The following is a 13796-nucleotide window of genomic DNA, read 5'->3' as shown; positions in this document are numbered from 1 at the left end:
AAATGATGATAAAAATTGCAGTTGTCGGTTCAAAGGAGTTTATGGAGAACCTTTTTCCTATTGCTCAAAAATTAGAAGGAATAGAAATTGATCCATATATTTACCTTCATCCGGCGGAATCTTCTGAATTATTAAAGTGTCTAAAGCCTTGTGATGTCATCTTTTTCTCAGGTGCTTTACCTTATTATATGGCAAAAGAAATAAGAGAACAATTACGAATTCCAAGTACATACTTACAGCAAGACGAGACAACTGTCGCATCTTCAATTCTTTCTATCATGTATCATCAAAGTATTCAACCACATAACATTTCCATCGATTTAGTAGACCGCTCGTTTATTACAAATGTGTTCCATGATATTGGTATAAAAGAAAGCCCGCAAGTGTTGGATTATGAAAATATGCTGTGGAGTAAAGATGAAATAAATAGAGTTATCGATTTTCATGTAGCTAAATATCAATCTGGAGAGGCTCATTTAGCTTTAACTAGTATTCACGCTGTTTACGATGAGCTTCAAAAAATAGGTGTTCCTTCAGAGCGTATGATTGATCCAACACAGTCCATTATACATGGGCTAAAAGATGCAAAAATAAAAGCTGAGTTAGCAAAAAGCTATTCAGCTACTGTTGGTGCTTGTATTATTTCTTCCTTAGAATTACGAGCGAGTTTGCTTGAAAAACTAGATTTCATTTCAAAAGAACTACGTGGTTCATTTAAACAAGTGGATGAAATGACATGCATTTTGTATACAACTCGTGGTGATATCGAATCAATTATTAAAACAAATGCGATAGATAACTTGTTTGCGAGCGTAGAAGGAACGATAGCTATTGGATTTGGTTATGGGAAAACCGTGAAAGAGGCGGAGCAAAATGCAAAAATTGCTCAAAGTTTTGCAAAGAATAATCCAATAGATCGTTGTTTTTATATACTAACAAGTGATAAAGATTTGTTTGGTCCGTTCCCGAAAGAACAGAGAGTACAAAGTTTGAAAAATGATAATCCGGAACTAATGAAAATAGCGAAGGAAACGAAGCTTAGTCCGGCCAACTTGTCAAAAATCATTCAATTTAGTCAATCGCATCCGTCATTGAAGTTTACAGCAGCTGACCTTTCTGAGTACTTACAAGTGACTCGAAGATCGACAGAAAGGTTGTTAAAGAAATTAGTTGATTACGGGTATGCTCATATTTGTGGCGAGGAAATGCCCTATCAACAAGGGCGACCTCGCGCACTATATGAACTGAATTTACCGCTATTTTTAAGCTTCTAGTTGAGCTTTTTGTTTCTTTAGTAATTCTGCTTTTTCAATGTCTGATAGTTTTACAATTGTGAAGCCTGTTATGCCATAAATGATTGAGATAATAGGTACGATGAAATTCAAAATAGCATAAGGGGCATATTCAAATGCACCTACGCCAAGTGTAGCGAGAATAAATACACCGCACGTATTCCAAGGAACGAAGACAGAAGTTAATGTTCCGCCATCTTCTAATGCTCTGGATAAGTTTTTTGAATATAGTCCTTTTTCTGTGTATGCATTTGCGTACATTCTTGAAGGGACAACAATTGAAATATATTGTTCAGAGCAAGTAAGGTTTGTTGCAAAACAAGATGCGATAGTAGAAGCGATAAGCCCTTTTGCTGATTTCGCTAACTTTAAAATTTGATTTACAATTGAGCGAAGAATACCTGTATGTTCTAATACTCCTCCGAAAGTCATAGCGACAATTGTAATAGAGACTGTATTCATCATCGAATCTAAGCCACCGCGGTTAAATAGTTCGTCTACTAGCTTGTTTCCAGTGTCTATAACAAATCCAGCTTGGAGTGCACCGACAGATGCTGAGACAGAACCACCTTGAATAAAGACTTGTGATAAAAATCCTAAAATAATACCGACGAGAATCGCTGGTATAGCAGGAACTTTTTTTGCGACCAATACCATAACGACTACGGGTATAATGAGTAGGAAAGGTGAGATAACAAAGTTTTGTTGCAATACTTGTAACGTTTGATCGATGCTCTTCGCATCAATATTGTTAGCGCCGAAGCTTCTTCCTAAGAGCGCGTAAACGATAAGAGTAATAATTAAACCTGGAACTGTAGTAAATAACATATGACGAATGTGTGCGAATAAATCTGTATTTGTTAATCCTGCGGCTAGGTTAGTTGTATCTGAAAGCGGTGACATTTTATCGCCAAAATAAGAGCCTGAAATAATGGCACCAGCAACCATTGGAGCTGGGATTCCCATACTTAGGCCAATTCCCATTCCAGCAACACCAATTGTCCCCATTGTAGACCAAGAGCTACCAATTGCTAATGCAACGATAGAACAAATGACGGTAATGGAAACTAAAAATAGTGATGGAGTTAAAAGTTTTAAACCGTAATAAATCATCGTTGCGACGATTCCACCGCCAATCCAAGCACCAATTGTTAAGCCAACAAGAATAATAATGACGATAGCAGGTAATGCAAGACGAATCCCTTTATACATTGCTTCTTCAAGATCATTCCATTTGTAACCATAACGCCAAGCGACAATAGAAGCAACGGTTGTACCGATAATAAGTGGAACGTGAGGGGTTTGTTTTAATACAACAATTGTAACCATCATAACTGCAACGGTAATGATAATAGGGATAATCGCTATTCCAAAAGGTATTTCTTTTTTCATAAAGTTCCTCCTTGTTACGTATGTTTGTTTGTATTTTTAGAATTGTCGTAAAATAGACGTTTATTAGGTTATGATAACTAAAAGTTTATGTAAGCGTCAACATAAAAAACAGAAAATAAGGAATGTTCTAGTTGTTTGTTTAGTTTGTAATATAAGTGCAGAGTAAGGTTTTTAAGTATTTAAAAATAAACAATTGACTTTTTTCTTAAAATTCAATATGTTCATAAAAACATCTGTTTTTCATAAGTATAATTAACCCGAATCGTTTGTAATGTGGGAAGGAGACTGGAACGTTGAAAACATTAGAACTACAAGAGCGCTTAACGGAGATTTTTCAGCATTTACACGAAAACCCTGAAGTAAGTTGGAAAGAATATGAAACGACAACGTATATTACTGACTTTTTAAAAGAAGAAGGAATTTCATATAGAACATTTGATGATTGTCCAGGTGTAATTGCTGAGATTGGAGGCGGGAATCCAGTTATTGCGATTCGTGCTGATATGGATGCACTTTGGCAAGAAGTAAATGGAGAATTTAAAGCGAACCATTCATGTGGCCATGATGCTCATATGACCATTGTAATGGGACTTATTTTACAATTGAAAAATATGAGATGGAAAAGTGGTACGGTTAGATTTATTTTTCAGCCGGCAGAAGAGAAGGGTAATGGTGCTTTGAAGATGGTGGAGAAAGGTGCTGTAGATGATGCCGATTTCTTATTTGGCGTCCATCTAAGACCAATTGAAGAACTATCTTTGAAACAAGCAGCCTCATCTATTCGCCATGGAGCAGCAGGATTTTTAGAGGGTATGATTCATGGGGAGGATGCACACGGGGCAAGACCACACCAAGGTGTGAATGCGATTGATGTCATTTCCATGATTAATGTCGGTTTGAAAAATATTTGGCTGCCACCGCAAAGTTCTTATTCAGTAAAAATGACGAGATGCCAAGCTGGTGGTGATAATTTAAATATTATTCCGGGAAATGGTCATTTCAGTTTAGATGTAAGAGCAGAGAGTAATATACTATTAGAAGAATTAAAGAAAAAGATTGAGCATGTAATAGAATCAGCTGCATCGATGGGGTCGAAAACTTCATACGAATGGATGGATCTTGCACCAGGAGCAGAGGTTTCTGAAGAAGCAGAGCGCTTTATGCGTAAAGGTATTCTCGAAGTGTATGGGGAAGAGAGATGCACAGGGCCTCTCTATACGACAGGAAGCGATGATTTCCATTACTATACAGTGAAAAGACCACATTTAAAAGCTGTCATGCTTGGACTAGGAGCAGACCTACAACCTGGATTACACCATCCGTATATGAGGTTTGATCATAGTTGTATTATGGATGGGGTAGAAATATTGAAACAAACTGTATTGAAAGTGTTAGAAGACAGGGGCTAAAGAGCTCCTGTTTTTTTGTCGTGAATTGTCGGTAAATCGATATATTGAGAAAATCGTTGATATATTTGAAGTTATGATAGATATATTGAGAAAATCGTTGATATATTTGAAGTTACGATAGATATATTAAGAAAATCGTTAATATAATTTCACGTACCTATTAATTTGATGAAAAATGAGCCTCCAGTACATGGTGTATAATAATAAGTACCATTTTTTAATAGGAGAAAACGAATGAACGAACAATATTACGATGCAGTTTTACATATAAAAACAGTCGGTGAGCAAAAAGGGTTTAACAAGTCTATGCATTATCACCGCTACGAACCGACGCCGTATAGCGGGTTAGATGAGTTATTGAATCAATATGAAATACGAAGTAGCGACCGAATTGTAGACTTTGGGTGCGGAAAAGGGCGATTAAACTTTTATATGCATCATAAATGTGGGGCTTCAGCAGTTGGAATTGAAATGAATGAAGAATTTTATAAAGAAGCGATGGATAATCGAGATCGTTATGCCCGAAAGGCACGAAACAGTAAGGGGAAAATTCAATTCCAATGTTGTTTAGCGCAGGAATATAAGATTGATCCACATGATAATAGGTTTTATTTCTTTAATCCGTTTTCTGTGCAAGTGTTTATGAATGTAGTAAATAACATTTTGCTTTCAGTAGAAAATACGGGGAGAGAAGTGGATATTATTTTATATTATCCTTCTGAGGACTATATTTTCTTCTTAGAAAATCAGACTGCGTTTGAGCTGAAGAAAGAAGTTAGATTGCCAGGTGCTTATGAGAAGAATGGGAATGAGAGGTTTTTAGTTTATACATTAGGGTAATAAAAAAACAGGTGCCAAGGCACCTGTTTTTTATTAGTTACGGATTAAGTAATCAAATGCACCTAAAGCTGCGTTTGCACCTGAACCCATAGAGATGATGATTTGTTTGTACGGATTATTTGTACAGTCACCTGCAGCAAACACTCCTGGTACGTTTGTAGCGCCGTGCTTGTCTGTTACGATTTCACCGCGAACACGTTCAACTGTTTCACCTAACCAGTCTGTGTTTGGCACAAGACCGATTTGTACGAATACACCTTGTAATTCAACGTGATGAACTTCTTCAGTTTCACGATCGATGTAAGAAATACCGTTTACTTTATCAGTACCAGTGATTTCTTTCGTTTGAACGTTTTTCAGAACAGTTACGTTTGGTAAGCTGTTAAGACGCTCTTGTAATACAGCATCAGCTTTTAATTCTGGCATGAATTCAAGAACAGTTACGTGCTTAACGATACCTGCTAAGTCGATAGCTGCTTCAATACCAGAGTTACCTCCGCCGATAACTGCTACGTCTTTTCCAGTGAATAATGGGCCGTCACAGTGTGGGCAATATGCTACACCTTTATTTTTGAACTCAGCTTCACCTGGTACGCCAACATTACGCCAGCGAGCACCTGTAGAAACGATTACGCTCTTACTTTTCAGAATAGCGCCGTTTTCAAGTTCCACTTCAATAAGTTCTTTTTTCTCTAAACGTTTCGCACGTTGTAGATTCATTACATCGATGTCGTATTCTTTTACGTGTTCTTCAAGGCTTGCTACTAGCTTAGGACCTTCAGTCTTTTTTACGCTGATGAAGTTCTCAATGCCCATAGTATCCATTACTTGACCACCGAAGCGCTCAGCAACGATACCAGTGCGGATGCCTTTACGTGCTGCGTAAATTGCTGCACTTGCACCAGCAGGGCCCCCACCAACAACAAGAACATCGTATGGATCTTTATCAGAAAGCTCTGATGCATCTGGACCGTTACCCATTTTAGCTAAAATTTCTTCAAGTGTCATACGACCGCTTCCGAAAGATTCGCCGTTTAGGTAAACAGTTGGTACTGCCATGATGTCTTTGCTTTCTACTTCCTCTTTGAATGCAGCGCCATCAATCATAGTATGTGTAATACCAGGGTTAAGAACGCTCATTACGTTAAGAGCTTGTACAACATCAGGACAGTTATGACAACTTAGGCTGATATAAGATTCAAAATGATATTCGCCTTGAATGTTTTTAATTTGATCGATTAATTTTTGTTCAACTTTTGGAGCGCGTCCACTTACTTGTAGTAAAGCTAACACTAATGATGTAAATTCGTGTCCTAATGGAATACCAGCGAATACGACACCAGTGTCTTCACCAGGGCGGTTTACGCTAAAGCTTGGTGTTCTCTCTAATTCAACTTTTTCTACTGTAATCTTAGATGACATAGTAGCTAATTCGTCTACTAGAGCTAACATATCTTTAGATACGTTATCGTCTCCTGCGCTTACCTTAAGTAAAATATCGTTCTCCATTAATTGAAGGTATTGGGATAGTTGTGTTTTTATATCTGCATCTAGTATCATTTTGATCGAACTCCTTAGATTTTGCCTACAAGGTCAAGGCTTGGTTTAAGTGTTGCAGAACCCTCTTGCCATTTAGCTGGGCAAACTTCACCTGGGTTGTTACGTACGTATTGAGCAGCTTTAATTTTGTTAACAAGAATGCTTGCGTCACGGCCGATACCGTCAGCATTGATTTCCATAGATTGGATAACGCCGTCTGGATCGATGATGAATGTACCACGAGCAGCAAGACCTTCTTCTTCCATTAAAACGTTGAAGTTTGTAGTGATTGTGCGAGTTGGGTCACCAATCATGATGTACTCGATTTTGCCGATAGTTTCTGAGCTATCATGCCATGCTTTGTGAGTGAAGTGAGTGTCTGTAGATACAGAGTATACTTCAACGCCTAAGTCTTTTAGAGTTGCGTATTGGTTTTGTAAGTCTTCAAGTTCAGTTGGGCAAACGAATGTGAAGTCAGCTGGGTAGAAACAAACTACACTCCATTTTCCTTTTAAACTTTCGTCAGTAACTTGGATAAATTCTCCATTATGGTAAGCATTAGCTTTAAACGGTTTTACTTCTGTGCCGATTAATAACATGTTAAAATTCCTCCTAAATGTTGGTTTTGAGCATCAAAAAATAGTGTGCTCATAAAATATATTTTTTAATTAACTATAATAATTCTAATTCGATATTAATTATCATATAGAAGTGGTTATTTTGTCAAGAGAATAAACCAACTTTATACCAATTTAATTAATATTTATTCTCAATTAAGGCTAACAGGGAATGGAAAGGTAACTTTCAGTTTATAAATTTTCAATGATTGTTTGAAAGAGTAGTGTGTATGTTAGAGATATGGTGTAAGTGTAAATTCTTAGGAAGGAAATATTTCTTAGAAGTTATGTATTTGAAAAGGAACTGCTTATTTCTATTTTACAAAGAATTGTGCGATAAATAAAATAAAATGAATCGAAATCTTTTTGAACAATTTTTGTCATCTCAAATATATAATTAGGAAGTATATTACGCTGATAGTTAGAAACATTGACTCAAAGTGCTAACAAGATATAATAAAACCTAGATATACCTTTCAAAAAGAAGAATACATATTTATAGGATGAAAAAATTCAACCTATTATTTTTTATAGCTTTTAGAAAACGCTTACAATTGGTGTGGAGGGGAAACCATGTCTAAGTTCACAAAGTATTTTTTAATGGAAGCTAGCGATGTGATTGCATATGTGAAAGAGAAATTATCTAAGTTTGAACATGCAAAGGGGCTAAAGTGTAAAGAAATAGGTGATGGCAATTTAAATTATGTGTTCCGCGTTTGGGATGAAAAAGAGAACATGTCTGTCATCGTAAAGCAAGCTGGGGATACAGCTCGCATTTCAGATGAGTTTAAGTTATCGACGAATCGTATTCGTATAGAATCAGATGTTTTGCAGTTAGAGAATGAGTTAGCACCTGGACTTGTTCCTAAGGTGTATTTATTTGATAGTGTGATGAACTGTTGCGTAATGGAAGATTTATCGAATCACACAATATTACGTACAGCACTTATAAATCATCAAATATTTCCGCAGCTTGCTGACGACTTAACTACTTTTATGGTAAATACACTTTTATTAACATCTGATGTTGTAATGAATCATAAAGAGAAGAAGGAACTTGTGAAGAATTATATAAATCCTGGATTATGTGAGATTACAGAGGACCTCGTATATTCAGAACCATTTACAAATCATAATAAGCGTAATGAGTTATTTCCTTTAAATGAGGGATGGATTAGGGAGCATATTTATAGTGATAAAGAGCTTCGTATGGAAGTAGCGAAACGTAAATTTTCTTTTATGACGAATGCACAGGCATTGCTTCATGGTGATTTACATACTGGTTCTGTTTTTGTAAGAGATGATTCTACAAAGGTTATTGATCCTGAGTTTGCTTTTTATGGACCTATGGGATATGACGTTGGGAATGTAATGGCGAATTTAATGTTTGCTTGGGTGAATGCAGATGCAACGATGCCACCTGGAGCTGAGAAAGATACGTATATGGATTGGTTACAAACTACGATGGTAGAGGTAATTGATTTATTTAAGAAGAAGTTTTTAGATGCTTGGGATATTCATGTGACCGAGATTATGGCGAAGGAAGAAGGCTTTAACGAAGTATATTTACAATCTGTATTAGAGGATACAGCTGCAGTGACAGGTCTTGAATTAATCCGCCGTATTGTTGGATTAGCGAAAGTAAAAGATATTACTTGTATTGAGAATGAGGAAGCACGTGCTAGAGCGGAGCGAATTTGTCTTAAAGTAGCGAGGAGTTTTATTTTACGAGCGAATCAATATAGAACAGGTACAAGTTTTGTAGAAACGTTAAAAGAACAGTCAATGCACTACGCGGAGTAAGGGGAGAATATGATGGAAGAGCAATTAATACCAATTCAGTGGAAAGATGATGCTTTAGTTTTGTTAGATCAAACGTTATTACCGAATGAAATTGTCTATGAATCATTTAAAACAGCTGAAAGTGTGTGGGATGCCATTCAAGTAATGAAAGTACGAGGTGCACCAGCGATTGGTGTTTCAGCAGCTTATGGAGTGTATTTAGGGGTAAAGGAATTTGCTGAAAGTACGGAAGAAGGATTTATGGATGAAGTAAGAAAGGTATGTACATACTTGGCGACATCAAGACCGACTGCAGTAAATTTATTTTGGGCACTTGAAAGAATGGAAAGTGTAGCGGCAGATAATATTCATTTATCAATCTTACAGTTGAAAGATAGATTACTAGAAGAGGCAAAAGAAATTCATAGAGAAGATGAAGAAATTAACCGTCAAATTGGAGAACATGCATTAACATTATTCCATGATGGAATGGGAGTATTAACACATTGTAATGCTGGTGCGTTAGCGACGACTAAGTATGGTACTGCGACGGCTCCAATGTACTTAGCAAAAGAAAAAGGATGGGACTTAAAAATCTTTTCGGATGAAACACGTCCAAGATTACAAGGGTCAACGTTAACGGCATTAGAACTACAGCGAGCGGGAATTGATGTTACTGTCATTACGGATAATATGGCGGCTATGGTCATGTCACAAGGGAAGATTGACGCTGTAATTGTTGGATGCGACCGTGTGGCAGCGAACGGTGATATAGCAAATAAAATTGGAACATTAGGCGTATCTATTTTAGCGAAATACTACAACATTCCGTTTTATGTAGCAGCGCCAACGCCGACAATTGACTTAAAAACACCGACAGGAAAAGAAATTCCCATCGAGGAAAGAGATGCTTCTGAAGTGATTAATCGCTTCGGACAATATTCTGCTCCGAAAGAAAGTAAAGTATATAATCCAGCATTTGATGTTACTCCACATGAAAATGTAACAGCGATTATTACAGAAAAAGGGATTGTAAAGGCACCGTTTACGGAGAATTTAAAAAAGATATTTCAATAAGTAGATAAATATAAAAGTCAGTCATCATAAGCTTCATACTTAGGGGGATGTATATGTTATTACAAAAAGAAAGAGAAGAAATTGTAGCGTATGGAAAGAAAATGATTTCTAGTGGTTTAACAAAGGGGACGGGTGGTAATATTAGTATCTTTAATCGTGAACAAGGTCTTGTTGCGATTAGCCCAAGTGGTTTAGAGTATTATGAAACAAAGCCTGAAGATGTAGTTATATTAAACTTAAATGGTGAAGTAGTAGAAGGAGAGAGAAAACCATCAAGTGAATTAGATATGCACCTTATTTACTATAGGAAGCGTGAAGATATAAATGCGCTTGTGCATACACATTCTCCTTACGCGAAGACGATTGCGTCATTAGGATGGGAGCTTCCGGCTGTGTCATATTTAATTGCTTTCGCAGGACCGAATGTGCGCTGTGCACCGTATGAAACATTTGGTACGAAGCAATTAGCAGAGGCTGCTTTTGAAGGCATGATTGATCGCCGTGCTGTTTTACTTGCGAACCACGGTTTAATTGCAGGTGCAAATAATATAAAAATGGCATTTACTGTTGCAGAAGAGATTGAGTTTTGTGCTCAAATTTATTATCAAACGAAAAGCATTGGGGAACCAAAGCTATTGCCAGAAGATGAGATGGAGAATTTGGCGAAGAAGTTTGAAGGATATGGGCAGCAGTAGAATGAAACAAAGACACCCTCAAGAAAAGATCTTGAGGGTGTCTTTTAAGCTTTTTTAAGCAACAAATACATAAAGTAAGGAGCCCCAATTAAAGCAACGACAATACCTGCTGGAATGCCATTAGGATCAACGATATTTCTTCCAATTGTATCTGCTAATAACAATAGCCATCCGCCGATTAAAAGGGCGATAGGCATGAAGATTTGATGTCTTGGGCCTACTAAAGATTTCGCGATATGAGGAGCCATTAATCCGATAAAGCTAATTCCTCCTGTTACGGAAACAGCTGCAGCTGCAAGTGCAACAGCTGCAACTAATAAGTACCTACGTTCTTTTTCAATTTCAATTCCAACACCGATTGCGACTGGTTCGTTTAATGCTAAAATGTTTAATCGATTTGCTTTATAGAAAACAAACGGAATTAATACGATTAGCCATGGGAGCATTGCTAAAACGAATATCCAGTCATCTCCCCAAATATTTCCGGCAATCCATTTTGAAATAAAGTCTACTTTCATACGATCCGCGGATGAAATAAGGACAATCATCGTTCCAGATAGTGCAAATGCAAAACCGATACCGGTTAATGTTAATCGGATTGGTTGAAGTCCAGTTGATTTACTATATGAAAATACGTAAATTAGAACAGCTGTCAGAAATGCTCCGATAAATCCAACTACAGGTAGTAAGTAGAGAAATGAACCTACATCTATTGGAAAGTATAAAAAGAAAATAGCAACAGCAACACCGGCCCCAGAGTTAATACCAAGAATACCAGGTTCAGCTAAATCATTTCGAGTAATTCCTTGAAGAATAGCTCCTGATAAAGCGAGAGCCATACCAGCTAATAATGTAATGACAATTCTAGGTAGCCTTAAAGAGTATAAAACAAACTCCTCTTTAAAAGTCCCTTGCCCCATTAATGTTGGGAGTAGTCGATCATAAGATAAAGATGCTGAACCAAGTCCCATTCCAACTACAATGGTTGTGATGATTACTATAAGTAAAGTGAGTATAATGAGACGCTGTTTTCCTAAAATAGATTGCATCATGAGAATGTTTTTCCTCCTTTACGTACAATGAATAGGAAGAATGGTAACCCTACAATCGCGACAATTGCTGCAACTGGTGTTTCGTATGGAGCGTTAATAGTACGTCCGATTGTATCTGCAAGTAGCATAAAGGAAGCTCCAGCAATTGCTGACATCGGTATAACAAATCGGTAATCTGGACCGACAATTGGGCGTACCATGTGAGGTACCATTAAGCCGATAAATGCCATATTTCCAACAAGCGCTACAGATGCACCTGCAAGTAAGATAATAATGATAAATAAAATAGTTTTAATAACAATAATTTTTTGACCTAGTCCAATAGCCACTTCCTCACTGAAACTAAGAACTGTCAATTTTTTTGCTAGTAAGATAGCGATAAAGATACTAATTGAAATGACTGGAATAATAATTTTTAATTGGTTCCAAGTTGTTCCAATTACGCCACCAGCAGTCCAAAGTGATACATCTTGTGAAATTTTAAAGTAAATGCCAATTCCTTCTGAAATTGCGAGTAGAAATGCTGAAACTGCAGCACCCGCTAATACAATTCGAAGAGGAGAAAGGCCGCCTTTTTTCACCATACCAATTCCAAATACCATAATTGCGCCAATTGCAGCACCGATAAAGCAAGCTAATGTTAAGTAAAGATAGCTGATGGAAGGGTTGAAAGCAAGTGTCAGTGCAAGCGCAGCATTTGCTCCACCAGATAGCCCTAATAATCCAGGATCCGCAAGTGGATTTCGTGTTAATCCTTGCATAATTGCTCCAGAAACGGCTAATCCAGCTCCTACAAAAATAGCAGCAACTTCACGTGGTAAACGTATTTCTCGAATAATAGATATTTTGTCTCCTTTAGCGGAGGAAGTGAGTGCTGACCATACATCTTTTATCGAAGTATCTGCAGCACCTAATACCATTGCAACCATAAAAATAAGAAAGAATGCAATTAAGCTTAAAATTAGTTTGTATGTAAAAGCTATAGAACGTGGATTGTCATGATCTTTTGTCATTCGTTTCACATCTTTTCTGTTCATAGAATAAAGGAAGAGGAATTCTTAAATTAAGAATTCCTCATGTTTGTATTATTTACCAAGAAAGCTCTTCTTGAAGAAGTCTAGTTGGAAATCTAATGTAAGTGGATCATTGAAATAGAATTCCATCATGTTTGCTTCATATACGCGATTATTTTTTACTGCTGGGATGTTTTTATATGATTCTGTCTTTTGGAATGAGTTATCAGTATCTTTATTTTTACTTACGATTAAGTAATCACCAGCAAATTCAGGTAATACCTCAGTAGATAATGCGTAGTAACCTTCTTTTAATGCTTTTTCTTTTACTTTTTCAGGCATTTTTAATTTCATTTCTTGGTACAGAATTTCTGTTCCACGGCCCCAGTTCTCGCCGTATACATAAAGCTGTTTGTTGAAGTTTTCTACAACAGAAACTGTAGCATCTTCACCGATTTTTGCTTTAATTTCTTTACCAGCTTCTTGTGCACGTTTCTTGAAGTCATCAACCCAAGTTTTTGCTTCTTTTTCTTTGTTTAATAACTTACCGATTTCTAAATGCTGTGTTAAGTAATCAACTTTTCCGTAAGTGTATGTTACAGTAGGCGCGATTTTCTTTAACTTATCGACATTTTTAATATTTGATAAACCGATGATTAAATCTGGATTTAGTTCAGCGATTTTTTCAACATTTTCATCTGATACTTCAGCAACATCTTTAAGTTTGCTATCAAAACGTGGGTTTTGTTTAGACCATGAATCTACCCCAACAAGATTTACACCTAATGACATTACGTTACCAGCGAATGATGATAATACAACAACGCGTTTTGGATTTGCAGGAACTTCTACTTTACCATTTTCAGATTGGTATGTAATTGTTTCTGATTTGCTACCTTTTGCATCGTCCTTTTTGTCTGTAGAGCTATTGCTACAAGCGCTCATAACAAGAACGAAAAGGACTGTTAGTGAAATAAATAACTTTTTCATCGTCTTTCTCCTTTAACATAGATGATATGTGTATACAATAATTTGTTTAACTGTAATCTTTTTGAAATAGTAGTGGTAATGCAAAATAATTTATTAAA

General features: G+C 36.6%; 12 protein-coding genes. 6 read left to right on the top strand and 6 right to left on the bottom strand.

What is annotated here, in order from left to right:
* Positions 1–2 precede the first annotated feature (2 nt).
* Positions 3–1274, top strand: a complete 1272-nt coding sequence (locus QO049_RS13320; RefSeq protein WP_097856387.1) for a transcriptional regulator — start codon at positions 3–5, stop codon at positions 1272–1274.
* On the opposite strand, the gene nhaC is transcribed toward QO049_RS13320, so the two are convergent.
* On the bottom strand, positions 1263–2684 hold the full coding sequence (nhaC, locus tag QO049_RS13315) for a Na+/H+ antiporter NhaC (RefSeq protein ID WP_097856388.1): 1422 nt from the start codon (positions 2682–2684) through the stop codon (positions 1263–1265). The two genes, QO049_RS13320 and nhaC, sit on opposite strands and share 12 nt — an antisense overlap.
* 293 nt (positions 2685–2977) lie before the next feature.
* Between nhaC and QO049_RS13310 the strand changes: the two genes are divergently transcribed.
* Together QO049_RS13310 and QO049_RS13305 are read left to right on the top strand one after the other, a co-directional pair.
* Positions 2978–4093: a M20 peptidase aminoacylase family protein gene (locus tag QO049_RS13310; RefSeq protein ID WP_000853546.1), complete on the top strand. Its 1116-nt coding sequence runs from the start codon at positions 2978–2980 to the stop codon at positions 4091–4093.
* Positions 4094–4327: 234 nt separating this feature from the next.
* On the top strand, positions 4328–4933 hold the full coding sequence (locus QO049_RS13305) for an SAM-dependent methyltransferase (RefSeq protein WP_001005631.1): 606 nt from the start codon (positions 4328–4330) through the stop codon (positions 4931–4933).
* A gap of 33 nt (positions 4934–4966) precedes the next feature.
* Here QO049_RS13305 and ahpF read toward each other — a convergent pair whose 3' ends face one another.
* Together ahpF and ahpC are read right to left on the bottom strand one after the other, a co-directional pair.
* On the bottom strand, positions 4967–6493 hold the full coding sequence (ahpF, locus tag QO049_RS13300) for an alkyl hydroperoxide reductase subunit F (protein ID WP_000599501.1): 1527 nt from the start codon (positions 6491–6493) through the stop codon (positions 4967–4969).
* A gap of 14 nt (positions 6494–6507) precedes the next feature.
* Positions 6508–7071 (bottom strand): alkyl hydroperoxide reductase subunit C, encoded by a 564-nt coding sequence (ahpC, locus tag QO049_RS13295; protein ID WP_000924420.1) that lies wholly within the window; start codon positions 7069–7071, stop codon positions 6508–6510.
* Between the two features lie 591 nt (positions 7072–7662).
* Here ahpC and mtnK point away from each other — a divergent pair.
* The 3 genes from mtnK to QO049_RS13280 are packed head-to-tail and all read left to right on the top strand — an operon-like array spanning position 7663 to position 10643.
* Positions 7663–8892, top strand: a complete 1230-nt coding sequence (gene mtnK / locus QO049_RS13290; protein ID WP_284489296.1) for an S-methyl-5-thioribose kinase — start codon at positions 7663–7665, stop codon at positions 8890–8892.
* A 9-nt stretch (positions 8893–8901) separates the two neighbouring features.
* A complete protein-coding gene (gene mtnA / locus QO049_RS13285) occupies positions 8902–9948 on the top strand; it encodes an S-methyl-5-thioribose-1-phosphate isomerase (RefSeq protein WP_002196141.1) in 1047 nt (348 codons plus the stop codon).
* 53 nt (positions 9949–10001) lie between these two features.
* Complete coding sequence (locus QO049_RS13280) at positions 10002–10643, top strand: L-fuculose-phosphate aldolase (RefSeq protein ID WP_058839959.1); 642 nt, start codon at positions 10002–10004, stop codon at positions 10641–10643.
* 44 nt (positions 10644–10687) lie between these two features.
* On the opposite strand, the gene QO049_RS13275 is transcribed toward QO049_RS13280, so the two are convergent.
* From QO049_RS13275 to QO049_RS13265, 3 genes are read right to left on the bottom strand one after another with little or no spacing between them, the layout of a single operon-like run.
* Positions 10688–11695, bottom strand: a complete 1008-nt coding sequence (locus QO049_RS13275; protein ID WP_098567400.1) for a FecCD family ABC transporter permease — start codon at positions 11693–11695, stop codon at positions 10688–10690.
* Positions 11692–12732 carry a FecCD family ABC transporter permease gene (locus QO049_RS13270; protein WP_001998969.1) on the bottom strand — a complete coding sequence of 347 codons (1041 nt, stop codon included), beginning with the start codon at positions 12730–12732 and terminating at the stop codon, positions 11692–11694. The genes QO049_RS13275 and QO049_RS13270 overlap by 4 nt, the downstream gene beginning before the upstream one ends.
* A 48-nt stretch (positions 12733–12780) precedes the next feature.
* A complete protein-coding gene (locus tag QO049_RS13265) occupies positions 12781–13698 on the bottom strand; it encodes an iron-hydroxamate ABC transporter substrate-binding protein (RefSeq protein WP_246961791.1) in 918 nt (305 codons plus the stop codon).
* Positions 13699–13796: the final 98 nt, after the last annotated feature.

The organism is Bacillus sp. RB3, assembly GCF_030164735.1.
Classification (GTDB): Bacteria; Bacillota; Bacilli; order Bacillales; family Bacillaceae_G; genus Bacillus_A; species Bacillus_A cereus.
Note: the sequence above shows the minus strand (reverse complement) of the source record. Positions and strands in the feature narration are given on the sequence as shown.